Source organism: Pseudomonas abyssi (genome assembly GCF_002307495.1).
In the GTDB taxonomy this organism is placed as follows: Bacteria; Pseudomonadota; Gammaproteobacteria; order Pseudomonadales; family Pseudomonadaceae; genus Halopseudomonas; species Halopseudomonas abyssi.
The window spans coordinates 143493-167649 of the sequence record NZ_NTMR01000002.1 but is presented as its reverse complement, the minus strand read 5'-3'; the positions used below and the strand labels follow the sequence as shown (position 1 = coordinate 167649).

Below are 24157 nucleotides of genomic sequence, written 5' to 3'. Positions count from 1 at the left end.
GAAGCGCGCTGCCGCACAATACTGCCACCCATGGGTGAGTGCGCCGAGCCCCGCGTGCTGGCAGGATGCTGGCAATGTGCACTCATGGGGGAACTTTTTGCCGACAGCGACGTTCCTATTGCTGTACCTGAGTGAGGGGAGAACTTTTGGTTACATCCTGTGTCTACGATAACAAGTCCGGTCGCGGACCCTGCAGAGTGAAATCGCCATGACAGGGCAGAGCGACCAGCAACTGGTTGAACGTGTTCAAAAAGGGGACAAGCGCGCCTTTGATCTGTTGGTACTCAAGTACCAGCACAAGATCCTCGCGCTGGTGACGCGCTTCGTGCATGACAGCCACGAAGCGCAGGATGTGGCCCAAGAGGCTTTCATCAAGGCGTACCGCGCGCTGGCTAACTTCCGCGGTGACAGTGCGTTCTATACATGGCTGTACCGCATCGCGATCAATACCGCGAAAAATTATCTGGTGGCCCGCAATCGCCGGCCGCCGGACTCGGACATCGCCGCTGATGAGGCTGAGTATTACGAGGGTGACAGCATCCTCAAGGATATTCACTCCCCTGAACGCGAGATGTTGCGCGACGAAATCGAGCAGGTAGTGAACAAAACCCTCGAACAGTTGCCTGATGATTTAAGAACGGCTTTAACCCTGCGTGAGTTTGAAGGGTTGAGCTACGAAGACATTGCCAACGTGATGGACTGTCCGGTCGGGACGGTCCGCTCCCGGATCTTCCGGGCTCGTGAGGCAATAGATAAAGCCCTGAAACCGCTGCTCGAAGCGTGATCGACAACAGGGTGCAACGCAGTGAGCCCCATGGGCCAACAGCAGAGGTAAAGCAATGAGAAACGAAGTCTTGCAGGAGTCTCTTTCCGCTCTCATGGACAACGAGGCTGATGAACTGGAAGTGCGCCGTGTTCTCCAGGCAGCTGATCAGGATCCGGCACTGCGTAGTACCTGGGCGCGCTACCAGATGGCACGCTCGGTGATGCATAAGGAGCCCTGGCAGGGCTCGATCGACCTGTCGGCCGGCATTGCCGCCGCGCTGCAGGACGAGCCGGCACTGCAGATGGAGTCCGAGCAGGCGACGCCCGCTACTGCCCAAGGGTCTGTGTTGTGGCGTAACTTCGGCCGGATGGCTGTGGCCGCATCGGTCACGCTGGCTGTTCTGGTAGGCGTGCGCATGGTCAATCAGGGGGACGCGCCGACGCAGCCGATGACCGCCGCAAACAGTCCGGCACCGTCCATGCTGCAGGCGAACCCGGCTGCTCGTACCGGCGCCGTGCTGGCGGGTTATTCGCAAAACGGTGCTGCAGAAACAGCTGCCGAGCCATTGGCTCCGGCCCAAGCCCCGTCGGCCTGGCATGAGCAGCGTATCAGCCGTTATCTGCGCGAGCATGCAGAGGCAGGTGCCCAGTCCAACACACCCCAGCTGGTGCCCTATGCCCGCGCGGCGAGCATGGAAGGTCGCTAGTGGTGAAGAGGTCGCTTTGCCTTGCCTCTGCCGCGGTGCTGATGACAGCACCGCTGGCGCAGGCGAAGGATGCGGGACAATGGCTGCGCGGCATGGCCGATGCAGTGGACCAACAGAGTTACAGCGGAGCGTTCGTTTACGAGCGCTCCGGCAGTTTTAGCACTCATCACATCTGGCATCGCGCAGATGAGGACGGTGTCTCCGAGCGACTGCTCAGGGCTGACGGCGATCCTCAGGAGTGGGTGCGGCGTGATGGCCGGCTGCAGTGTGCAACCTCCTTCGCAACCGTGTCGGACTGGCAGGCAACCGCCCCCCAGGAAATCGATCCCGCCCGCCTGGAGCGGTGGTACGCCTTCGAAGTGCTTGGCGGCACGCGTGTCGCAGATCGTCCCGCAACGGTTGTGGCGCTCAAGCCGAGAGACCCTTTCCGCTATGCCTATGAGCTGTATCTGGATGAGGATACCGGCTTGTTGCTTAAATCCCTGCTGATCAACGAGCGCAATGTCTTGCTGGAGCGCTTCCAGTTTGTTGACTTGGATTTCTCCGAGCTGAGTGACGCGGCGCTGGAAGCTGGCTCACGTTGCCTGTCGCTGGAAGCGGCACAGCCCGAGAAGCTGGTAGATGATTCTGGCTGGCTGCCCGGCTGGTTGCCGCCAGGCTACAGTGCCGGCGAGTCCATGGTCCGCGCGCTTTCCGCTGGTGAGCCCCCGGTCATGACCCAGGTCTACAGTGATGGGCTGGCACGCTTTACCGTGTTTGTCGAACCCCTGAGCGAAGAGCGACTGGCCGACAACCTGGCTGCGCAGCTTGGACCGACCGTGGCGATCAGTCGTCGTCTTCAGGTCCAAGGGCAGGACTATCTGGCGACAATCGTAGGCGAAATTCCGCCGGCGACGGCCGAGCGCATTGCTGCCTCCTTTCCGCACGCCGCCGTGGCTGCTGAGGCCGCGCCGTGATTGAAGAGCGTGGGCGGGTGCTGAGTGTCGAGCCCGGTGCTGTCTGGGTAGAAACCGTGCGTAGCAGTACCTGCGGCAATTGCGCTGCCAAGGCGGGTTGCGGCCAGGGATTGCTGCAGCGGCTGGGTAGCGGCGCTGCCCGCGGTTTTGTTCGGGCCCTGACTGACCGTCAATGGCAGGTTGGGGACGAAGTGATCATCGGTGTGCCCGAGGACGCGCTGGTGCGCGGTGCCTTGTGGGTGTACCTGATGCCGTTGTTTGCCCTGTTTGTTGCCGCGCTGTCGGCACAGGCGCTGGGTGCCGGTGAGCCACAGGTCATTCTGGCGGCGCTTGCTGGGCTGGCGTTTGGTTTTGTTCTGCTTCGCTGGCGCGCCGTGCGGGCCAGTCATGATCCGCTACTGACGCCCCAGGTCCTGGGTGCTGCCGGGTTTGCCGGGGTGCCGCTGACACAGCTGTGATGTGGGTTGTTGCTAGAAAAAAGTGAGGAGAGTGCGGCGTATGATGTCGTTGAGACGTTGGGCCCTGGTGGCCACAAGTATTCTGGTGATGGGGTGGCAGTCGCTGGCACTGGCGACCGACTTGCCGGACTTCACCGAGCTGGTCGAGGAAGCCTCGCCGGCCATCGTTAACATCAGTACGCGCCAGAAGGCGGCCAGCCAGAATGTAGTGCAGGGTATGCCTGACCTCGACAGTATGCCGCCACTGTTTCGCGAGTTTTTCGAGCGCAGTTTTCCGCAAGGCCCTTCGCAGCGTGAGCGCGAGGCGCCGCAATCCCTCGGTTCCGGCTTTATTATCTCCCATGACGGCTATGTGTTGACCAACAATCATGTGGTTGCCGATGCCGACGAAATCTTTGTCCGCCTGTCTGACCGACGCGAACTCCAGGCAGAGCTGGTTGGGGCTGATCCGCGCTCTGATCTGGCGCTGCTGAAGATCGATGCCGGCGATGACCTGCCGGTAGTGAAGATCGGCAAGTCGGCTGATCTCAAGCCGGGGGAGTGGGTATTGGCGATTGGCTCGCCCTTCGGTTTCGACTATTCGGTAACAGCGGGTATCGTCAGTGCCAAGGGGCGCAGCCTGCCAAACGAGAACTACGTGCCGTTCATTCAGACCGACGTGGCGATCAATCCGGGTAACTCCGGTGGTCCGCTGTTCAACCTGGATGGCGAGGTTGTTGGTATCAACTCGCAGATCTTTACCCGCTCGGGTGGGTTTATGGGCCTGTCGTTTGCCATTCCTATGGATGTGGCGATGGATGTGGTCGAGCAAATCAAGGACAGCGGCAGCGTACAGCGTGGCTGGCTGGGTGTGGTGATTCAGGAGGTCAACAAGGATCTGGCTGAGTCTTTTGATCTACCCAAGCCCGCCGGGGCGCTGGTTGCCCAGATCATGCCGGGTGGCCCGGCAGACAAGGGCGGCCTGAAGGTGGGTGATGTGATTCTGGAGTTCAACGGTCACGAGGTGGTGCGCTCTTCCGATCTGCCTCACGCGGTTGGCCGTGTCCGTCCGGGCGCGGAGGCATCGCTGGTGGTCATGCGTGACAAGGAGCGCAAGACCTTGCGCATGGAAGTGGGTGCACTGCCGGATGACGACAACGTGGCGGCGCTGGCCAGCGATGCCCCGGCCCAGGCGACGTCCTCTAACCGCCTGGGTGTGACGGTCGTCGAGCTCAGTGACGAGCAAAAGAAGAACCTGGATATTCACTCCGGTGTAGTGGTGCGCGAAGTCATGCGCGGGCCGGGCGCCATGGTGGGTCTGCGTCCGGGCGACATCATCACCAACCTGGATAACCAGTCGGTGGATTCGGTTGAGACTTTCACCCAGATTGCTGGCGAGCTGCCGGACAATCGTTCCATCTCGATGCGCGTGATTCGCCAGGGTCGCGCCAGCTATATTACCTTCCGTCTGGCGGAGTGATCCGCTCTGTGGGTCGGTTATCGGTGGTAGCACGCTCCCGATGACCGGCCCCGGCGGCGATAGCGACATCGCCGCTAATCAGGTAAACTCGCCGGCTGTTTTGGGGACTCTTCCCCGTCATCGCCATGTCTGGCAACCCTGTCTGGATGATCCGCGCCGTGAGTGACCTGAGCCTGATTCGCAACTTTTCCATCATCGCCCATATCGACCACGGCAAGTCGACACTGGCTGACCGCTTTATTCAGCTGTGTGGTGCCCTGAGCGAACGTGAGATGGAAGCTCAGGTGCTGGATTCGATGGATCTTGAGCGTGAGCGCGGTATTACCATCAAGGCGCACAGCGTCACGCTGTATTACACCGCCAAAGATGGCAAAACCTATCAGCTCAACTTTATCGACACGCCCGGCCACGTCGACTTTCACTACGAAGTCAGCCGCTCGCTGGCCGCCTGCGAAGGCGCACTGCTGGTGGTGGATGCCGCTCAGGGTGTCGAGGCGCAATCGGTAGCCAACTGCTACACAGCGATCGAACAGGGCCTGGAGGTCATGCCGGTTCTCAACAAGATCGATCTGCCGCAGGCTGAGCCCGAGCGGGTCAAGGGCGAGATCGAGAGCGTCATCGGTATCGATGCAACTGACGCAGTCGCCTGTTCGGCCAAGAGCGGTATTGGTGTTGAGGACGTGCTGGAGGCGCTGATCAAGACCATTCCCGCGCCTGAAGGCGAAATCGAAGCGCCGCTGCAGGCTCTGATCATCGATTCCTGGTTTGACAACTATCTCGGTGTGGTATCGCTGGTGCGCGTCAAGCATGGCCGCATCAAGAAGGGCGACAAGGTGCTGGTCAAATCGACCGGCAAGTTCCATCAAGTCGACAGCGTGGGCGTATTCAGCCCCAAGCACACCGAGACCGCCGATCTGAAGGCGGGCGAGGTGGGCTTTATCATTGCGGGTATCAAGGATATTCACGGTGCGCCGGTGGGCGACACCCTGACCTTGTCCGCTACCCCGGACGTAGCGCCGCTGCCTGGCTTCCAGAAGGTCAAGCCGCAGGTGTATGCCGGCCTGTTTCCGGTCAGCTCCGATGACTTTGAGGATTTCCGCGAGGCACTGCAGAAGCTGACTCTCAACGATGCGGCGCTGCAATTTGAGCCGGAGAGCTCAGAGGCACTGGGCTTCGGTTTCCGCATCGGCTTCCTCGGTATGCTGCACATGGAGATCATCCAGGAGCGACTGGAGCGCGAATACGACCTGGATCTGATCACCACCGCGCCCACGGTCGTGTTTGAGGTGGTCAAGAAGGGCGGCGACGCCATCTACGTCGACAACCCCTCGCTGCTGCCCGACCCTTCGGTCATTGAAGAGATGCGCGAGCCGATTGTTCGTGCCAACATTCTGGTGCCGCAGGACCATCTGGGTAGCGTTATTACGCTCTGCATCGAAAAGCGCGGCGTTCAGCATGACATGGTTTTTCTCGGCACTCAGGTTCAGGTTACCTATGATCTGCCGATGAACGAGGTGGTACTCGACTTCTTCGACCGGTTAAAGTCGGTCAGCCGCGGTTATGCTTCGCTGGATTACAGTTTCGATCGCTTCCAGGCTGCCAAGCTGGTGCGCCTGGATATCCTGATCAACGGCGAGAAGGTCGACGCGCTGGCACTGATCGTGCACCGTGACAATGCCGCGTACAAGGGACGTCAGCTGGTCGAGAAGATGAAGGACCTGATTCCCCGGCAGATGTTCGATGTCGCTATTCAGGCCGCCATTGGCGGGCAGATTGTGGCGCGCTCTACGGTGAAGGCGCTGCGCAAGAACGTACTGGCCAAGTGTTATGGTGGCGACGCCAGCCGGAAGAAAAAGCTGCTTGAGAAGCAGAAGGCTGGTAAGAAGCGCATGAAGCAGGTGGGTAGCGTAGAAATACCGCAGGATGCATTCCTCGCGGTGCTCAAGGTCGACAATTAGGGACGGTAAGCTCGGACGATGATGCATCTCAACTTTCCGCTGGTGCTGGTGATTGCTGTTGCAGTCAGCGGTTTTCTGGCGTTGCTGGACCGCGTGGTGCTGGCGCCGCGTCGTCGCAAGGCTGTTGCCAGCTACGAAGCCCAGGTTGACGTGGCGGACCCGCAGACCATCGAGCGGCTCGAGAAGGAGCCTTTGCTGGTCGAGTACGGCAAGTCGTTCTTTCCGGTATTGGCCGTTGTGCTGGTGCTGCGCTCCTTTCTGGTCGAGCCCTTTCAGATTCCGTCCGGTTCCATGAAGCCCACCCTGGAGGTGGGTGATTTCATTCTGGTCAACAAGTTTGCATACGGTATTCGCCTGCCGGTGATCGACACCAAGGTGATCCCGATCGGTGACCCGCAGCGCGGCGACGTCATGGTCTTTCGCTACCCGAACAACCCCTCGATCAACTACATCAAGCGCGTTGTCGGCTTGCCCGGCGACCACATCCGCTATGCTGGAAAGCAGCTGTATGTGAACGGCCAGAAGGTCGAGCATGAACTGGTCGAGATTGTACCCGACGATGAAGTGCCCGCCGGTCACCCCCTGCAAACCCTGGCTAACGCGGCAATCTATCGCGAGCAGTTGGGTGAGGTGACGCATCTGATCAGGCAGAAGCAATTGTCGCAGACACCCAAGCCGAAAGAGTGGGTGGTGCCGCAGGGCTACTACTTCATGATGGGAGACAATCGCGATAACTCGAACGACAGCCGTTTCTGGCATTCAGCCGAGATGCCGCAAGAGTTGTGGGGAATGGTTCCGGACAACTATATTGTAGGCAAGGCCTTCGCAGTGTGGATGCACTGGCCGGAGCCGAAGCTGAGCAATTTGCCAAGCTTCTCGAGCGTCGCCCTGATTCACTGAGGGTGGCAGGCAGTACATAACATCAACAACGGACTACGAGGTTATTATGCGCCACTCCCAAAAAGGGGCTTCCTTCTTCGGCTGGCTTGCGGTTATCGCCCTGCTGGTATTTGGCATGGTCATTGCAATGAAACTGGTACCCATCTACATGGACCACTACTCGCTGCGCAACATCATCACCACGGTCAATGAAGACCCGAACGTGAAGGTCGGTTCACTGCGTGACCTGAACATGTACATTGAGAAGGGCATGCGACTCAATGGTATCCGTGACATCAAGGCCAAGGATGCCGTCACCACGACCCAGAGTGGCCAGAATGCCTACACTGTGGTGCTCAAGTACGAAGTGCGCGCGCCACTCCTCAACACGGTGGACCTGCTGGTGCACTTTGACGAAACCTTTATTGTCAGACCTCTCAAGTGAGCAATAAGCTAGACCGACTCGAACGTAAGATTGGCTATACCTTCAAGGATCAGGAGCTGTTGCTGCTGGCCTTGACCCACCGCAGTCTGGGTGGGCGCAACAATGAGCGCCTGGAGTTTCTGGGTGACTCGATTCTCAATTTCGTCGCCGCCGAAATGCTTTTCCAACACTTTCCCCAAGCCCGCGAAGGGCAGCTGTCGCGCCTGCGTGCCCGCCTGGTCAAGGGCGTGACATTGGCCGAGCTTGCCAAGGGGTTTGAGCTGGGTGAATACCTGCGCCTGGGGTCCGGCGAGTTGAAGAGTGGCGGCTTTCGCCGTGAGTCGATTCTGGCTGACGCCACGGAAGCGATCATCGGCGCCATCTACCTGGACAGCGGGCTGGAGGTGGTGCGCGAGCGCATCCTGCATTGGCTTACCGGCCACATTGCCGACCTGACGCTGGTCGACAACAACAAGGACCCGAAAACCCGGCTGCAGGAGTTTCTGCAGTCGCGTCAGGCCGACCTGCCGCGCTATGAAGTGATCGAGAGTAGTGGCGAGGCACATTGTCGTACTTTCAAGGTAAATTGTCAGATTGCCCTGCTGGCCGAGCCGACCTACGGCGTCGGCAGCAGTCGTCGTCTGGCGGAACAGCAGGCAGCGCAGCATGCGCTGGTTGCCCTGGGCGTGGAGCGAGCCGATGACTGATGCTATTTCCCGTTGCGGCTACGTTGCGATCGTTGGCCGCCCGAATGTCGGCAAGTCGACCTTGCTGAACCATATTCTCGGCCAGAAGCTGGCTATTACCTCGCGCAAGCCGCAGACAACTCGTCACACGCTGCTCGGCATCAAGACTGAGGGCGAGGTGCAAGCGATCTACGTCGATACACCCGGCCTGCACAAGGAAAACGAGAAAGCGCTCAATCGCTTCATGAACAAGAGTGCCAGCCAGGCACTGCGCGATGTCGACGTTGTGCTGTTTGTGGTCGATCGTCTGCGCTGGACCGACGAGGATCAGATGGTACTGGAGCGCATCCAGTATCTGACCTGCCCGGTACTGATCGTGGTTAACAAGCTTGATCGGATGGAAGACAAGAACGAGCTGTTGCCGCATCTGGAATGGCTGACCAAGCAGTTGCCTGAGGCCGAGGTCGTTCCGGTGTCCGCGCTGCAGGGGCGCAATATCGATCGCCTGGAGTCGCTGATTGCCGAGCGTCTGCCGGAAAGCGAGCACTTTTATCCGGAAGACCAGCTGACCGACAAAAGCTCGCGCTTTTTGGCTGCCGAGCTGGTGCGCGAAAAGGTCATGCGTCAGCTGGGCGCCGAGATTCCCTATCAGGTCGCGGTCGAGATCGAGCAGTTCAAGCAGGAAGGGCGCATTCTGCATATTCATGCGCTGATCCTGGTTGAGCGCGATGGTCAGAAAAAAATCATCATTGGCGATGGTGGCGAGCGACTGAAGAAGATCGGCCAGGAAGCCCGGCTGGACATGCAGAAGCTGTTCGGCAGCAAGATCATGCTCAACCTGTGGGTCAAGGTGCGTCGCGGCTGGTCTGATGATGAGCGCGCGCTGGGCTCGCTGGGCTATCGCTTCGACGACTGACGCCGATGTCTGAACCGCTGCAGCCCGCCTATGTGTTGCACAGTCGGCCTTACCGTGACACCAGTGCCCTGGTAGACCTGCTCAGCCTGCGTGACGGGCTGCAGCGGGTGGTCTGGCGCGGTGCACGCGGCAAGGGCCGAGGCACGCGCCCGCAGCCCTTTGTACCGCTGTTGGCAAGCTGGTACGGGCGGGGCGAGCTGAAGACCCTGCAGCAGGCCGAGGTGGCCGGGGGGCACGCCCGGTTGCAGGGCGATGCGCTGTTCAGTGGTCTCTACCTTAACGAATTGCTGGTGCGTCTGCTGTCGCCGGGTGATGCGCAGACGTTGCTGTTTGCCGCCTACCAACACGCGCTGGAGCAATTGGCTGCGCCACTCGACAGCGTCGAGCCGATCTTGCGCAGCTTTGAATGGCAGCTGCTGCAGTTGCTGGGGTACGGTTTCAGCTTGACAGAGGACGCTTGGCAGCAGCCGTTGCTGGCTCACGGCTGCTACGCCTGGAGTGCCGAGCAGGGGCTGTACTCTGTACCGGCGGGCAATAATGGTGCCTTGCCTGGGGCGGGGCTGCTGGCTATGGCGAGCGCCGATTGGCAGCAGCCCGACGCGCTGCCGACTGCTAAACGCCTGATGCGTCAGGCCCTGGCGGTGCATCTGGGGGGCAAGCCGCTGGTCAGTCGGCAGCTGTTTGCGGCGGCGCGAAGCGCCGGCCAATCCTGAATCTTTTTACGGCGCCAGGGCGCCGTCGCTACCAATGGGAGAATCGTGCATGAGTCAGTCAGACCGGGTGCTGTTGGGTGTCAATATCGACCACGTGGCGACCTTGCGCCAGGCGCGCGGCACGCGTTATCCCGATCCGGTGCAGTCCGCCATTGAAGCCGAGCAGGCCGGTGCCGATGGCATTACCGTGCACCTGCGCGAAGATCGCCGCCATATTCAGGAGCGCGATGTGCGTCTGCTGTCTCAGGTACTGCAGACTCGCATGAACTTTGAAATGGCGGTGACCGACGAGATGGTCGCCTTTGCCGAAGAGATCCGCCCGGCGCATGTGTGCCTGGTGCCGGAGCGCCGCGAGGAGCTGACCACCGAAGGCGGCCTGGACGTTTGCGGTAACGAGGCGCGGGTGCACTCGGCCATTGAGCGCCTGGCTGCCGCAGGGTGCGAAGTGTCGCTGTTTATCGACCCGGATCCACGCCAGATCGAGGCCGCCAAGCGTCTTGGAGCGCCGGTCATTGAGCTGCACACCGGGCACTATGCCGACACCGAGGGCGCTGAGCAGCAGAAGGCGCTGTCGCGCATCCGCGAGTCGGTCAATTATGCGCGCAAGCTGGGTTTGGTGGTGAATGCCGGGCATGGTCTGCACTACCACAACGTGCAGGATATTGCCGCTATCCCCGGCATCAACGAGCTGAACATCGGCCACGCGATCATTGCGCGTGCCCTGTTTTCCGGTCTGGCTGGCGCGGTGCGTGACATGCGCCAGCTGATTTTGGAATCGGCGCGCCAATGATTCGAGGTATCGGCACCGACCTGGTGCTGGTCAGCCGGATTGAAGCGGTGCTGACGCGCCAGGGTGAGCGCTTTGCCAGGCGGATTCTGACCGCTGACGAGTTTGAGCTTTTTGCCGCCCACGGCCAGCCTGCCCGTTATCTGGCCAAGCGCTTTGCCGCCAAGGAGGCGATTCTCAAGGCGCTTGGCACCGGGTTGGCTGGCGGCCTGTCATGGCAGCATATGCAGATTGATCGTGACGAGCTGGGCGCCCCGCAGGTCGTGCTCAGCGGTGTGGCCGCCGACAAGCTGGCCGCAGGTGGTGGTGGACGCATGTTGTTGTCATTGAGCGACGAGCGCGAGCAGGCGCTCGCGTTCGCCGTCTGGTCACTGGACTGAGAGGCTCTCCTGCAGCCGCTCCATGGCGGCAAACAGCTGCTGAATCTCTGTATCCGCCGGGGCATTCTGTTTGAGCCGGGTTTCTGCCTGCAGGCAGCGCCGCCGCAATTCAGGTACGCCGCAATAGCGCGTGGCGCCATGCAGCCGGTGCACACTTTCCAACAGTCTTTGCTGGTCCCCCGCTTTCAGGCTTTCTTCAATCGCCTGCCGATCGTTGGGCAGGTTCTGCAGCAGCATATCCAGCATGTCCTGGGCCAAGTCGGCTTTACCGGCGGCCAGACGCAAGCCTTCTTCATGGTCGAGCACCGGGTTGCTGGGCGGGGTGCTGGTCGGCGCCGCGACAGGCTCTGTACCGAGATCCTGTCCGGTCCACTTGCGGATACTCTCGCGCAGCTGTTCAGGACTGATGGGTTTGCTCAGGTAGTCGTTCATGCCGCACTTGAGCAACTTGCGCCGCTCCTCGGCCAGGGCGTGGGCGGTGAGCGCAACAATGGGGGTGGCCGGCTGCTCGCTCAGCTCCTCCTGCAGACGAATCTCTTCGGTTGTCTGTCGCCCGTCCATGCCGGGCATCTGGACATCCATGAAAATCAGATCGAAGCGTTGCTCGGCCAGTACCTCCAGGGCCGCTTCACCGCTGTCGACCGCGCGAACCCGGGTGCCCATTTCCTGTAGAAAGGTTTCAACCAGCTTGAGGTTGGCGGGATTGTCGTCGACACAGAGAATGGTGACGCTGTCCGGGTTGGCGCGCCGTTCCTGTTCCGCGTCGGCGGCTGGCAGGTCGGGCAGGGCGCTGGGCCTGGGTTGCAGCAGTTGGCCGGTGGCACGGAACAGTTTGCGCATGCACAGTGGGCGCGAGAGCACCGCGCAACGGCCTTCGGGCAACTGATCCAGCTGCGGCGGCTGCGCGACCGCGTTGACCAGCAGGATGCTGGCGCAGCCATGCCCAGCCCAGCGCTGCACGTACTGCAGGCTGTCGGTCAGGCGATGCTCTGGGCTTTCGCTGCTGACCAGGGCGAGTTGGGGCGCGCTGGGTCCGCCCTCGAGCACGGCTTCGTCGAGGCTGCTCAGGGTGCTGAAGATACGGGTTTGCAGGCCCAGGTCTTCCAGCTCGTGCAGCAAGGCCTGGCGGCTCAGCGGGTTAGGTTCAAATACGCCGGCGTACAAGCCTTCGAACGGGCGGTTGGGCAGGTCGTCGTCGGCTTGGCTGGACTTGTTCAGGCTGGCGGTAAACCAGAACTCGGAGCCGGAGCCGGGGGTGCTGTGCAAGTGAATCTCACCATGCATCTGCTCGACCAGGCGTTTGGTGATGACCAGGCCAAGGCCAGTGCCGCCGGCCTGGCGGGTTGGAGAGTTGTCGACCTGGCTGAAGGCTCGGAACAGGGACTTTTGCTGCGCCTCGGTCAGGCCTACGCCGGTGTCCGTTACGCTGATGCGCAGCACCGCGCTGCTGTCGTTGTCCTCCTCCAGCATGACCCGCAGGCACACCGAGCCGTCGTGGGTGAATTTGATGGCATTGCTCAGCAGGTTGGATAACACCTGCTTGAGGCGCAGCGCATCGCCACTCAGCCCGAGTGGCACGTCGCGGTAGATCAGGCTGACCAGTTCCACCTGTTTCTGATGCGCCGCCGGTGCCAGCATGGTCAGGGTTTCCTCGACCAGATCGCGCAGGTTGAACGGCAGATTGTCCAATACCAGCTTGCCGGCCTCGATCTTCGAAAAGTCGAGTATCTCGTTGATGATGTCTTGCAGGCTTTTGGCCGACTTGCTGATGGTGTCCAGGTATTCGATCTGGCGCGGGGTCATTTCGGTGCGCTGCAGCAGGTTGCTGAAGCCGAGGATGCCGTTGAGCGGCGTGCGCAGCTCATGACTCATGTTGGCCAGAAACTCGGACTTGATGCGGCTGGCCTCCTGGGCTGCCTTGCGCGCCATGTCCAGCTCGATGTTCTGTACCTCAATGGTCTCCAGCGTCTGGCGCAGGTCTTCAGTAGCTTGCTCGACGTTTTGCTGCAGCTCGCCCTGGGCGCTTTGCAGCGCCTGGGTCATGGTGTTGACGCCCTCCGCCAGGTCGTCCAGCTCGCGGGCACCCTGACGGGGCAGGCGCACGTCCAGCTGGCCCTTGCTGATGCGGGCAATGGCCTGGTTGATCTCGACAATCGGGTCGATGATATGGCGCCCCATGGTACTGACCATCAGGCCGGTGATCAGCAAGCCGAGCAGAATCAGGACCAGCGTGGTCAGCAGTGTCTGGTAGCTGCGCAGCTGGGTGTTGCCGTGGCTAAGCTCCACTTCCAGCCAGCCGATCAGGGCATCGGCTTCCAGGTCACTGCGCTCGGCCGCGCTGAGTAGCTCGGGGCTCGCCTGCAGCGGCAGGATAAAGCGGGTGCTGCGCTCGCCGGTGCGCACTTGCAGGCCGGTGCCGGCGGCCAGCGGGCTTTCCGGCAGCGCGCGATTGGCAGCGAGCATCTGCGGGCCGCTGTGCTCCAGGGGTTGATTGTCGGCGTCATACAAGGTGACCGCGCGCACGTCCTGGTAATTGAGAGTGTTGGCCAGGGTGGTGCGCATGCGCTGTGGTTGCCCGGCCAGCAGGGCCTCGGTAGCGGGGCGTTGCAGGTGCTCGGCGGTGAGCTGCCCGCGCTCGAGCAATTGCTTTTGCAGATCACCCAGGTGTTGCCAGCTGAAGTAGACGCCCACTGCGGCGGCCAGTATCCCGGCCGGGATCAGGGTCATCAGCAGGAGTCGGGCCTTGATGCCAATGTCGTTCATGGAGATGTGTTCCCGTTTCCTCGTCAGCCGCGCATTCAGGGGCGGCGCGAAATACGCACTTGGGTGGGCCAAATTAGGTTGTTGTCGGTATCATAGGCGGCTTGAGCAAAAAGCACAGCCTTGCCGACCCTCCTGGCGACGGTCAAGGCCGCTACGGTGACTCCATGACGCAGCATTATCCCACCATCGCCGATTGCATCGGCAACACCCCGCTAGTCAGGCTGCAGCGCCTGCCGGGCCAGACCAGCAACACCATTCTGGTCAAGCTGGAAGGCAATAACCCGGCCGGATCGGTGAAGGACCGCCCGGCGCTGTCGATGATCGAGCGGGCCGAGGCCCGTGGCGATATCCAGCCCGGCGATACACTGATCGAGGCGACCTCCGGCAATACCGGTATCGCGCTGGCCATGGCGGCGGCTATCAAAGGCTACCGCATGGTGCTGATCATGCCGGACAACATGAGCGCCGAGCGCAAGGCGGCGATGACCGCCTATGGCGCGCAGCTGATTGAAGTGACCCAGGCCCAGGGTATGGAAGGCGCGCGAGACCTGGCTTTGCGCATGCAGGCCGAGGGCCAGGGCAAGGTGCTGGACCAGTTCGGCAATCAGGACAATCCCGAGGCGCATTATCATGGCACCGGCCCCGAGATCTGGCGTGATACCCAGGGGACGGTGACGCACTTCGTCAGCTCGATGGGCACCACCGGCACCATTATGGGCACCTCCCGTTACCTCAAGGAACAGAATCCGGCTATCCAGATTGTCGGTCTGCAACCGATCGAAGGGGCGGCGATTCCCGGTATCCGCCGTTGGCCCAAGGAGTACCTGCCCACCATCTTTGATGAAACCCGGGTTGATCTGGTGATCGATATGGGGCAACAGGAAGCCGAGGTCACCATGCGCCGGCTGGCCCGCGAAGAAGGCATCTTCTGCGGCGTGTCTTCCGGTGGCGCGGTGGCTGCGGCGCTGCGTCTGAGTGCCGAGGTGGAAAACGCGGTCATTGTTGCCATCATCTGTGATCGCGGCGACCGTTATCTGTCCACCGGCGTTTACGACGGCCCGGCATGAAGCGCGGGCGTGGACGTCCGCGCGCGGCGCCGGCAGCGGATGCCCCGGCGGCGATCGGCCAGCGCATCGAACTGCAACTCGAGCGCCTGACCCACGACGGCCGAGGCATTGGCCGTTGGCGCGGGCGCACGGTGTTTGTCGAGGGCGGGCTGCCCTGCGAGCAGGTACAGGCGCGGGTATTGCGGGCGCGCAGCAAGCTGATCGAGACGCGGCTGGAAGGCCTGCAGCAAGCCAGTGAACGGCGCCAGCCGCTGCGCTGTGTACACGCCGATTTGTGCGGTGGTTGCAGCCTGCAGCATATGGCGCGCGAACAGCAGCTGGAGATCAAACAGCAGGCCTTGGCGCAGCAATTGCAGCACTTCGCTCAGGTTGAACCACAGGAGTGGGCGCCGGCGCTGGAAGGGCCTGCCTATGGCTACCGCCAGCGTACGCGGGTTGCGCTGCGCTGGGATCGCGGGTGCCGGCAGCTGGCTGTCGGCTTTCGTCAACGTGCCAGCAGTGAGCTGGTCAATGTCGAGCAATGCCCCGTCCTGGTGCCTGAGCTGGAGCGCGTGCTGATCCGTCTGCCGGCGCTGTTGCGCAGTTTGAACGGCGCCGATGCGCTGGGGCACGTCGAATTGATTGGGGCCGAACACCCGGCGCTGGTACTGCGCCACCTGCGTCCCTTGGGCGAGGCAGATCGCGAATGCCTGCTGGCCTTTGCTGTTGAGCATGGGCTGGGCTTGTGGCTGCAGGGTGACGAGTCGGGCGCTGTGCCCGTGAGTGGTGCGCTTGAACCGGCCTATCGCCTGGTCGACCAGCAGTTGATGCTGGGGTTTGCGCCCGGGGACTTTACCCAGGTCAATCCGCAGATCAACCAGGCGATGGTCAATCAGGCGCTGGACTGGTTGGCGCCGGAACCTGGTGAGGCGGTGCTGGATCTGTTTTGCGGTGTCGGCAACTTTGCTCTGGCGTTGGCGCGTGCCGGGGCTAAGGTGACGGGTATCGAAGGTAGTGTGGAAATGGTGGGCCGGGCGGCAGACAATGCCCGGAAAAACGGCCTTGATGAGGTGCACTTTTTCGCTGCCGACTTGTCGAAGCCCCTTGAAGTGCCGCCGGGGTCACCGCAGTACACTGCAGCGTTGCTTGATCCGCCGCGTGACGGCGCCGAGCAGATGGTAGTTGATCTGGCCGCCCTGGCGGTCGAGCGTATACTTTACATTTCCTGCAATCCGGCCACGCTGGCGCGCGATGCAGGCATTCTGGCAGGCAAGGGCTACACCCTGGTTCGGGCGGGCATCATGGACATGTTCCCCCAGACCGCCCATGTCGAGGCCATGGCACTGTTCCGGAGGCAATAGATCGCCGCCGGGCGAGGACAAGAAGATGGTACAGGTCAGAGCAGCACACCCGACCAATCAGGATGGCAGCGTCAATATCGACGCCTGGATCGAACGTATCGGGGAGCGCACGCAGCTTGTCGATCCCCAGACGCTGCATGAAGCATGCGAGTGGGCCCAGGAGCTGGAGCAGGCCGCCATCGAAGCGGAGAACATCTGGGCGGACGGTGCGAGCAGTTACCGCACTGGCCTGGAAATGGCCGAGATTCTGGCTGACCTCAAACTGGACCAGGACTCACTGGTCGCTGCCGTGGTCTACCGCGCGGTGCGCGAGCGCAAGACCGACCTGACCGAAGTGGAACACCGCTTTGGGCCGACCGTTGCCCACTTGGTGGATGGTGTGCAGCGCATGGCGGCCATCAGCGTGTCGCAGAACCCGGGCAATACGGCGAGCTTTAGTCCGCAGGCGCAGGTGGAGAACCTGCGCAAGATGCTGGTGACGCTGGTCGATGATGTTCGTGTGGCACTGATCAAGCTGGCCGAGCGCACCTGCGCCATCCGGGCGGTCAAGGATGCGCCGGAAGAAAAGCGCTACCGCGTCGCCCGCGAAGTATTCGACATCTACGCGCCGCTGGCGCACCGCCTGGGTATCGGGCATATCAAGTGGGAGCTGGAAGACCTCTCGTTCCGCTATCTCGAGCCCACACAATACAAACAGATTGCCAAGCTGCTGGACGAGCGTCGGCTCGACCGCCAGCAGTACATCGATGCTGTGATGGCCCAGCTGCGCGAGTCGCTGGAAGAGGCGTCGATTCATGCCGATATCACCGGCCGGGCAAAACACATCTATTCCATCTGGCGCAAGATGCAGCGCAAGGGCATCGATTTCAGTCAGGTCTATGACGTGCGCGCGGTGCGTATTCTGGTACCTCAGGTCCGTGACTGCTACACCGCGCTGGGTGTTGTTCACAGCCTGTGGCGGCATATTCCTAACGAGTTTGACGATTATGTCGCCAATCCGAAGGAGAACGGCTATCGCTCGCTGCATACCGCGGTGATCGGTCCCGAGGGCAAGGTGCTGGAGGTGCAGATCCGTACCCAGGGCATGCACGAGGAGGCTGAGCTGGGCGTCTGCGCCCACTGGCGCTACAAGGGCACCGATCTCGACAGCAACTCCAACGCCTATGAAGACAAGATCGCCTGGCTGCGTCAGGTGCTGGAATGGCACGAGGAGATGGGCGACATCGGCGGCTTGGCTGAGCAGCTGCGGGTCGACTTTGAACCGGACCGCATCTACCTGTTTACGCCCGATGGCCACGTGCTGGACATGGCCAAGGGGGCAACGCCGCTGGACTTCGCCTATCGGGTGCACACCGAAATTGGCCACAATTGCCGCGGCGCCAAGGTCAACGGGCGCATCGTGCCGCTGAATTACGTGCTGCAGACCGGCGAGCAGGTGGAGATCATCACCGGCAAGCAAAGCGGCCCAAGCCGCGATTGGCTCAACCCCAATCTCGGCTATCTGAACACCTCGCGCGCGCGCGCCAAGGTACAGCATTGGTTCAAGGAGCAGGCCCGCGAGCAGAACGCGCAAGCGGGCAAGCTGATGGTCGAACGTGAGCTGACTCGCATGGCACTGAACGGCGCCGATTATGCGCAACTGATTGATCGCCTCGGGCTCAAGAGCCAGGAGGATCTTTTTGTTGCCGTTGGGGCTGGTGACATGCGCCTGGCCCATGTGGTCAATGTGGCGCAACAGCTGGTCGAGCCGGATCGCCACAGCGAACAGCTGGAGCTGATTCCCAAAAAGCCCAGCCGCAATGTCGGCCGCCGCGGCGATGTCTATATTCAGGGGGTCGGCAACCTGATGACCCAACTGGCTGGTTGTTGTCAGCCAGTGCCGGGCGATCCGATCATCGGCTACATCACGCTGGGCCGTGGCGTGACCGTGCATCGCGCCGACTGCGCCAATGCCATGCAGCTGCAAGATCGCGACTCGGAACGTCTGATCGAAGTCAGCTGGGGCGGTGCGCCGGTGCAGACCTATCCGGTGGAAATCTACATCAAGGCCTATGATCGCTCTGGTCTGCTGCGTGACGTCTCGCTGCTGCTGGCCAATGAGAAGATCAACGTACTGGAGGTCAGTACGCGGACGAACAAGGACGATAACTACGCGGCGATGCTGCTGACCATTGAAATTCCCAATCTCGGCATGCTCAGCCGCCTGCTGACGCGTATCAGCCAGCTGCCGAACGTCATCGAAGCGCGACGCAATCGCCAGGAAAACCGCGCATGAGTTACCAGTTGGACGACCTGCTGTATCTGATGCAGCGTCTGCGTGATCCGCAGCATGGCTGTCCCTGAGATCTGCAACAGAATTACGCCAGTATCGTGCCGCACACGCTGGAAGAGGCCTATGAGGTGGCAGACGCCATCGAGCAGGGAGACTTCGAGCAGCTGCGTGGCGAGCTGGGCGATTTGCTCTTTCAGGTCGTCTACTACGCCCAGCTGGCGGGCGAGGAAAGCCGTTTTGGCTGGGCCGAGGTGGTGGATGGCATCACCCGCAAGCTGGTACGTCGCCATCCGCACGTGTTTCCCGACGGCAATCTGCGTACGCCGCCGGGCAGCCAGACCCTGGCGCCAGAGCAGGTCAAGCGCCGTTGGGAGCAGATCAAGGCGGAGGAGCGAGCAGAGAAAGCGGCGCGTCCCGAACAGCTGTCGCTATTGGACGACGTGCCCACCGCACTGCCGGCACTGAGCCGTGCGCAGAAGCTGCAAAAGCGCGCTGCATCGGCCGGTTTCGACTGGCCCGAGGCGGCGCCGGTGGTTGACAAGATCAGCGAAGAATTGGATGAAGTGCGCGAGGCACTGGCGGCGGGTGACAACGCCGCCGTCGCCGAGGAGATGGGCGACCTGCTGTTCTGCGTGGTCAATCTTGCCCGGCACCTTGGTGTGGATGCCGAGAACGCCTTGCGTCAGGGCAATGCCAAATTTGAGCGGCGTTTTCGGTTTATCGAAGAGCAGCTCAGAGGGCAGGGCGCGACCGTGGCCGGGCGCGACCTGACTGAGCTCGACGCCCTGTGGGACAGGGCCAAGCAGCAAGGTCTTTAGGGCGCGGTCTACCGCGCCCTGTTGCACTCACTCAGTGCTGGGTTTCCTGCTGGCGCTCGATCAGCTCCTGCAGATGCTTGCGGCTCAGTTCTAGATAGCGTGGCGTCGGCCCCTCGTCCTTGTACTGAGGGTCGCCCATCTCATCGATGGCTATCACTTCCTTTCCCGCCCGGTAGGGCAGACTGGCTTCCAGTTCTTCAAGCGCCGCGCCCAGCAGGTCGGTGATCAGGTCTTCAACCTGACGTTTGGGGTACATCTCGTGCAGCGCTTCCAGGCGCGCCGCATCTTCCAGCGTGAGATGCACCGCATAGCTGTTGCGGGTCACGCGGCCCTTGGCGTTCTTTTCCCAGGCTTGGGTGAGTTCACGGATCTTCATGGTTCCCCCTTTATTGCGTGTTGTCGCTTGTGGCGACACCCCCAGCATAGACCATTTGCGGGGGTGTACAGGTCTTGAGACCCCTTGTCAGCGGCAAGGTTGCATCGCATGCTGGGCGTCCCGTTTGCCTGGAGACAGAGTCATGACCGATATTGATGCCCGTTTGCGTGAAGACGTCCATAACCTCGGTACGCTGCTGGGGCAGACCATTCAGGCCCACCTGGGGGACGACTTTCTGCAACGCATCGAGCGTATTCGTCTGGGTGCCAAAAAGGGCCGCAAGGCCGACCAGGCAGCCAATGACGCGCTGCTGGGCGCCCTGCAGGATTTGCCTGACAGCCAGTTGTTGCCGGTGTGTCGGGCCTTTAACCAGTTTCTCAACCTGGCCAATATTGCCGAGCAGCATCACCGTATCCGCCGGCGCCGGGCCGATGAGCCGCAGGCCTTTGAATTGCGCTGTGTCAACGAGCTGCTGCAGCGCCTGAAGGCGGAGAATTTCAGCACCGACGCCATCGTCCAGCAGGTCAACGGGCTGGATATCGAGCTGGTGCTGACTGCCCACCCGACCGAAGTCACCCGCCGTACGCTGATCCAGAAGTACGACGCCATCGCTGATGCGCTGGCGCGTGGCGACCATGACGACCTGACGGCTACCGAGCGTGAAGAGGTGCGTCAGGATCTGGCGCGTCTGATCAGCGAGGCCTGGCATACCGATGAGATCCGGCGCAGCCGACCCACGCCGGTCGATGAGGCCAAGTGGGGCTTTGCGGTCATCGAACACTCGCTGTGGCAGGCACTGCCGCAGTTCCTGCGTCGCTTGGATGCCGATGTGCACGGCGCCACCGGCCAGCACCTGGATGTGCGCGCCGCGCCGGTGCGCATTGCCTCCTGGATGGGCGGCGACCGCGATGGCAACCCCAACGTCACCGCGCCCGTCACCCGCGAGGTACTGCTGCTGGGGCGCTGGATGGCGGCTGATCTGTACTTGCGTGATATCGAGGCGCTGGGCAACCAGCTGTCCATGCATGCGGCCAGCGATGAGCTGCTGGCCGCAGCCGGTAACGTCGATGAGCCCTACCGGGCCGTGCTCAAGCAACTGCGTACCCGACTGCAGGCGACCCGCGACTGGGCAGAGCAGTCGCTGACGGCTGATGTGGCCATGCCCGCCGAGGTGCTGCGCCAGCTCGGCGATCTGCGCGGTCCGTTGGAGTTGTGTTATCAGTCGCTGCTTGCCTTTGGCCTCAAGCGCATCGCCAACGGTCCCTTGCTCGACACCCTGCGTCGGGTTAACGCCTTTGGTCTGGGGCTGGTACGCCTGGATATCCGGCAGGATGCGGCGCGTCACGCGCAGGTGCTCAGCGAGCTGACCGAATACCTGCAGTTAGGCAACTATGCCGAGTGGGATGAAGAGGCCCGTTGCCGCTTTCTGCTGGATGAGTTGCACAGCCGGCGCCCGCTGCTGCCGCCGGAATGGCAGCCATCGGCCGATGTCGCAGAAGTGCTGGCGACCTGTCGGGTCGTGGCCAGCCAACCACAGGAACTGCTCGGCTCCTATGTTATTTCCATGGCCTCGCACCCCTCGGATGTGCTGGCGGTCAAGCTGTTGCTCAAGGAAACCGGCGTCCGCTGGCCGATGCGGGTGGCGCCGTTGTTCGAGACCCTGAGTGACCTTGATCATGCTGCCGACGCGATTGATCGCCTGCTGTCGCTGGAGCAGTACCGCGCGCTGGCGGGGGATGAACAGGAGGTCATGATCGGCTATTCCGACTCGGCCAAGGACGCCGGTACGCTCGCGGCAGGCTGGGCGCAGTACCGTGCCCAGGAAGCGTTGGTGGGTGTGTGTCGGCGCCACGGAGTGCATCTGCGGCTGTTTCACGGTCGCGGCGGCACCGTGGGTCGCGGTGGTGCACCTGCTCACATGGCCATTCTCTCGCAGCCACCGGGTTCGGTACGCGGTCAACTGCGGGTCACCGAACAGGGCGAGATGATCCGCTTCAAGTTTGGCCTGCCCGGGATCGCCGTGCAGAGCATGCTGCTCTATACCAGCGCCGTCATGGAGGCCAGCCTGCTGCCGCCACCGGCACCCGAGCCGGCCTGGCGTGAGCTGATGCAGCAGTTGGCTGATCGCTCGGTTGAAGTGTACCGGGGCGTGGTGCGCGGCGAGCCGCAGTTTGTCGAGTACTTCCGTCAGGCGACACCCGAGCAGGAGCTGGGTCGCCTGCCGTTGGGCAGCCGGCCGGCCAAGCGCCGCAGTCAGGGCGGCATCGAGAGTCTGCGTGCTATCCCCTGGATCTTTGCCTGGACTCAGACGCGCCTGATGCTGCCGGCCTGGCTGGGTGCCGGACAGGCGCTACGTGAAGCGCTGGACGCCGGCAAGCAGGCTCAGCTCACGCAGATGATGGAGGCCTGGCCGTTTTTCCTGGCGCGTGTGGAGATGCTGGAGATGGTGCTGTCCAAGGCCGATGTGGATATCGCGCGCTTCTATGAGCAACGCCTGGCCAGTCCGGACCTGTGGCCGCTGGGTGAACGTTTGCGCACGGCGCTGGCGCAGGCCACCGCCGTGGTGCTGCAGCTGCGTGACAGCGATGCACTGCTGGCGCACAACCCGGCGCTGGGCGAGTCGGTGGCGGTGCGCAACCCCTACACCGACCCGCTGCATGTGCTGCAGGCCGAGCTTATGAAGCGTACCCGTGCCCAGGGCGAGCGTGTCGATCCTGATCTGGAGCGGGCGCTGATGGTGACCATGGCCGGTATCGCGGCAGGCATGCGCAACACCGGCTGACCGGTCGGTCGTCAAGTATCCTGCGGGCGCGTTTGCCTGCGACAATGGTCCGTCTTGTGCATGGCCGCGTGGGCGTGTATGTTGAACGCCCTTTGCGAACCAGCACGCTCTGGACGCACCGTATTTACCGCATTCGCGCTGGCCGCGAGTGCCTGGCAGGTCGCTGGTTGAGGACCGCTCAATGCCCGGTTTCAGTTAGACGAGGAGTACATCATGCGAGTTATCCTGTTGGGCGCCCCAGGGGCGGGCAAGGGTACACAGGCCCAGTTCATCTGCGAGCGCTTCGGCATTCCGCAAATCTCCACCGGCGACATGCTGCGTGCAGCGGTCAAGGCCGGTACCGAGCTTGGCAAGCAGGTCAAGGAAGTCATGGATACGGGCGGCCTGGTCTCCGATGACCTGATCATCGGCCTGATCAAGGAGCGTATCACCCAGGATGATTGCGCCAAGGGCTTTCTGTTTGATGGCTTCCCGCGCACCATTCCGCAGGCCGAGGCGCTGGTAGAAGCCGGTATCGATATTGATCGCGTGCTGGAAATCGCTGTGGCCGACGAGGAAATTGTTGCTCGCCTGTCCGGTCGTCGTGTGCACCCGGGTTCGGGTCGTGTTTATCACGTTGATCACAACCCGCCCAAAGTCGCCGGCAAGGACGACGTGACCGGCGATGACCTGATTCAGCGTGATGACGACAAGGAAGAAACCGTTCGCAAACGCCTGCAGGTTTATCACACCCAGACCAAGCCGCTGGTTGAGTTCTACCAGGGCCTGTCTGCTGCCAAGGGCACGCCCAAGTGCGCCAAGGTGGAAGGTATCGGCAGCGTAGAGCAGATCACTGCCAAGGTCATCAGCGCGCTGGACTGAGCCCTGCTCGCTGGAGCAAAAGACCCGTGCTGACTTCGGTCGCACGGGTCTTTGCATTTTTGTACAATGCCCGCCCCCTGAATGCAGAGTTCGACCATGACCACACTGCTTGCTCTGGATACCGCCACCGAGTGCTGTTCCGCCGCCTTGCTGCATGATGGCGCCGTCACCGCGCGCAGCGAAGTGATTCCGCGTCAGCATGCCCAGCGCCTGCTGCCGATGATCGAGGAGCTGCTTGGCGAACGTCAGCTGCGGCTGCAGGATGTCGACGCCCTGGTGTTTGGTCGCGGCCCCGGCGCCTTTACCGGCGTGCGCATCGCGACCGGCATGGTGCAGGGGCTGGCGTTTGCCGCTGACAAACCGGTGATCGCCGTATCCAATCTGGCGGCGCTGGCTCAGCGCGCCTGGCGCGAGCACGGCACCGACACCGTAGCGGCCGCCATTGATGCGCGTATGGATGAAGTCTATTGGGGCCTCTACGGCCTGCAGGACGGCGTCATGCAGTTGCTGGATGATGAGCGGGTTTGTGCGCCTGAAGCGGTCAGCTTGCCGGCGGGTGTTGGCAGCGTGGCCGGTGCCGGTACCGGTTGGCAGTATGCTGAGCGCCTGGCGGTGTCCGCCACGCAGAGCTGGCCGCAGATGCTGCCGGACGCCAGTGATCTGATCACCCTGGCCTTACCTCGGTGGCAGGCCGGCGAAGTGGTTGATGCTGCAGATGCGCAGCCGGTTTATCTGCGCGACAAAGTTGCCACGCCCAAGGGGCAGGCGTAAGCTGGCCCCATCTCTGCAG

The 24157-nt window shown here is 62.1% G+C and carries 21 protein-coding genes and 1 pseudogene; 20 read left to right on the top strand and 2 right to left on the bottom strand.

Annotation, left to right across the window (positions count from 1 at the left end):
* Nucleotides 1-208: 208 nt before the first annotated feature.
* The 13 genes from rpoE to acpS all read left to right on the top strand — a co-directional run bounded on the left by rpoE (nucleotide 209) and on the right by acpS (nucleotide 11088).
* Nucleotides 209-784 carry an RNA polymerase sigma factor RpoE gene (rpoE, locus tag CNQ84_RS01000; protein WP_083727312.1) on the top strand — a complete coding sequence of 192 codons (576 nt, stop codon included), beginning with the start codon at nucleotides 209-211 and terminating at the stop codon, nucleotides 782-784.
* Between the two features lie 55 nt (nucleotides 785-839).
* On the top strand, nucleotides 840-1472 hold the full coding sequence (locus CNQ84_RS00995) for a sigma-E factor negative regulatory protein (RefSeq protein ID WP_096003058.1): 633 nt from the start codon (nucleotides 840-842) through the stop codon (nucleotides 1470-1472).
* A gap of 41 nt (nucleotides 1473-1513) precedes the next feature.
* The gene (locus CNQ84_RS00990; RefSeq protein ID WP_118130920.1) at nucleotides 1514-2428 is read left to right on the top strand and encodes a MucB/RseB C-terminal domain-containing protein; all 915 of its coding nucleotides are present in this window, start codon (nucleotides 1514-1516) and stop codon (nucleotides 2426-2428) included.
* Complete coding sequence (locus tag CNQ84_RS00985; protein ID WP_096003056.1) at nucleotides 2425-2886, top strand: SoxR reducing system RseC family protein; 462 nt, start codon at nucleotides 2425-2427, stop codon at nucleotides 2884-2886. Before CNQ84_RS00990 ends, CNQ84_RS00985 begins: the two co-directional genes overlap by 4 nt.
* 40 nt (nucleotides 2887-2926) lie before the next feature.
* A complete protein-coding gene (locus CNQ84_RS00980; RefSeq protein ID WP_096003055.1) occupies nucleotides 2927-4345 on the top strand; it encodes a DegQ family serine endoprotease in 1419 nt (472 codons plus the stop codon).
* 158 nt (nucleotides 4346-4503) lie between these two features.
* A complete protein-coding gene (gene lepA / locus CNQ84_RS00975) occupies nucleotides 4504-6303 on the top strand; it encodes a translation elongation factor 4 (protein ID WP_096003340.1) in 1800 nt (599 codons plus the stop codon).
* Between the two features lie 21 nt (nucleotides 6304-6324).
* Nucleotides 6325-7203, top strand: a complete 879-nt coding sequence (gene lepB / locus CNQ84_RS00970) for a signal peptidase I (RefSeq protein WP_096003339.1) — start codon at nucleotides 6325-6327, stop codon at nucleotides 7201-7203.
* A gap of 46 nt (nucleotides 7204-7249) precedes the next feature.
* Entirely contained in the window at nucleotides 7250-7627 is a 378-nt protein-coding gene (locus CNQ84_RS00965) for a DUF4845 domain-containing protein (protein WP_096003054.1), read from the top strand.
* Nucleotides 7624-8313, top strand: a complete 690-nt coding sequence (gene rnc / locus CNQ84_RS00960) for a ribonuclease III (RefSeq protein WP_096003053.1) — start codon at nucleotides 7624-7626, stop codon at nucleotides 8311-8313. Before CNQ84_RS00965 ends, rnc begins: the two co-directional genes overlap by 4 nt.
* The gene (gene era, locus CNQ84_RS00955; RefSeq protein WP_096003052.1) at nucleotides 8306-9208 is read left to right on the top strand and encodes a GTPase Era; all 903 of its coding nucleotides are present in this window, start codon (nucleotides 8306-8308) and stop codon (nucleotides 9206-9208) included. The genes rnc and era overlap by 8 nt, the downstream gene beginning before the upstream one ends.
* A gap of 5 nt (nucleotides 9209-9213) precedes the next feature.
* Nucleotides 9214-9921 (top strand): DNA repair protein RecO, encoded by a 708-nt coding sequence (gene recO, locus CNQ84_RS00950; RefSeq protein WP_096003051.1) that lies wholly within the window; start codon nucleotides 9214-9216, stop codon nucleotides 9919-9921.
* Between the two features lie 49 nt (nucleotides 9922-9970).
* The gene (pdxJ, locus tag CNQ84_RS00945) at nucleotides 9971-10711 is read left to right on the top strand and encodes a pyridoxine 5'-phosphate synthase (RefSeq protein ID WP_096003050.1); all 741 of its coding nucleotides are present in this window, start codon (nucleotides 9971-9973) and stop codon (nucleotides 10709-10711) included.
* Nucleotides 10708-11088: a holo-ACP synthase gene (gene acpS, locus CNQ84_RS00940; RefSeq protein ID WP_096003049.1), complete on the top strand. Its 381-nt coding sequence runs from the start codon at nucleotides 10708-10710 to the stop codon at nucleotides 11086-11088. The genes pdxJ and acpS overlap by 4 nt, the downstream gene beginning before the upstream one ends.
* Here the strand turns inward: acpS and CNQ84_RS00935 are convergent.
* The gene (locus CNQ84_RS00935; RefSeq protein WP_096003048.1) at nucleotides 11077-13851 is read right to left on the bottom strand and encodes a response regulator; all 2775 of its coding nucleotides are present in this window, start codon (nucleotides 13849-13851) and stop codon (nucleotides 11077-11079) included. The two genes, acpS and CNQ84_RS00935, sit on opposite strands and share 12 nt — an antisense overlap.
* A 164-nt stretch (nucleotides 13852-14015) precedes the next feature.
* Here CNQ84_RS00935 and cysM point away from each other — a divergent pair, with 164 nt between their 5' ends.
* The 4 genes and pseudogenes from cysM to mazG all read left to right on the top strand — a co-directional run bounded on the left by cysM (nucleotide 14016) and on the right by mazG (nucleotide 19348).
* Complete coding sequence (gene cysM / locus CNQ84_RS00930) at nucleotides 14016-14918, top strand: cysteine synthase CysM (RefSeq protein ID WP_096003047.1); 903 nt, start codon at nucleotides 14016-14018, stop codon at nucleotides 14916-14918.
* The gene (gene rlmD / locus CNQ84_RS00925; protein WP_096003046.1) at nucleotides 14915-16258 is read left to right on the top strand and encodes a 23S rRNA (uracil(1939)-C(5))-methyltransferase RlmD; all 1344 of its coding nucleotides are present in this window, start codon (nucleotides 14915-14917) and stop codon (nucleotides 16256-16258) included. Before cysM ends, rlmD begins: the two co-directional genes overlap by 4 nt.
* Before the next feature lie 25 nt (nucleotides 16259-16283).
* Nucleotides 16284-18533, top strand: coding sequence for a GTP diphosphokinase (relA, locus tag CNQ84_RS00920; RefSeq protein WP_096003045.1), 2250 nt, complete (start codon nucleotides 16284-16286; stop codon nucleotides 18531-18533).
* Nucleotides 18530-19348 (top strand): annotated as a pseudogene (gene mazG, locus CNQ84_RS00915) (nucleoside triphosphate pyrophosphohydrolase). Before relA ends, mazG begins: the two are co-directional and overlap by 4 nt.
* 31 nt (nucleotides 19349-19379) lie before the next feature.
* Here the strand turns inward: mazG and CNQ84_RS00910 are convergent.
* Nucleotides 19380-19724, bottom strand: a complete 345-nt coding sequence (locus CNQ84_RS00910; protein WP_096003044.1) for a pilin assembly protein — start codon at nucleotides 19722-19724, stop codon at nucleotides 19380-19382.
* A gap of 142 nt (nucleotides 19725-19866) precedes the next feature.
* Between CNQ84_RS00910 and ppc the strand changes: the two genes are divergently transcribed.
* The 3 genes from ppc to tsaB all read left to right on the top strand — a co-directional run bounded on the left by ppc (nucleotide 19867) and on the right by tsaB (nucleotide 24138).
* Nucleotides 19867-22506, top strand: a complete 2640-nt coding sequence (gene ppc / locus CNQ84_RS00905) for a phosphoenolpyruvate carboxylase (protein WP_096003043.1) — start codon at nucleotides 19867-19869, stop codon at nucleotides 22504-22506.
* Nucleotides 22507-22719: 213 nt separating this feature from the next.
* On the top strand, nucleotides 22720-23367 hold the full coding sequence (gene adk, locus CNQ84_RS00900) for an adenylate kinase (protein WP_096003042.1): 648 nt from the start codon (nucleotides 22720-22722) through the stop codon (nucleotides 23365-23367).
* Between the two features lie 96 nt (nucleotides 23368-23463).
* Complete coding sequence (tsaB, locus tag CNQ84_RS00895; RefSeq protein WP_096003041.1) at nucleotides 23464-24138, top strand: tRNA (adenosine(37)-N6)-threonylcarbamoyltransferase complex dimerization subunit type 1 TsaB; 675 nt, start codon at nucleotides 23464-23466, stop codon at nucleotides 24136-24138.
* Nucleotides 24139-24157 lie beyond the last annotated feature (19 nt).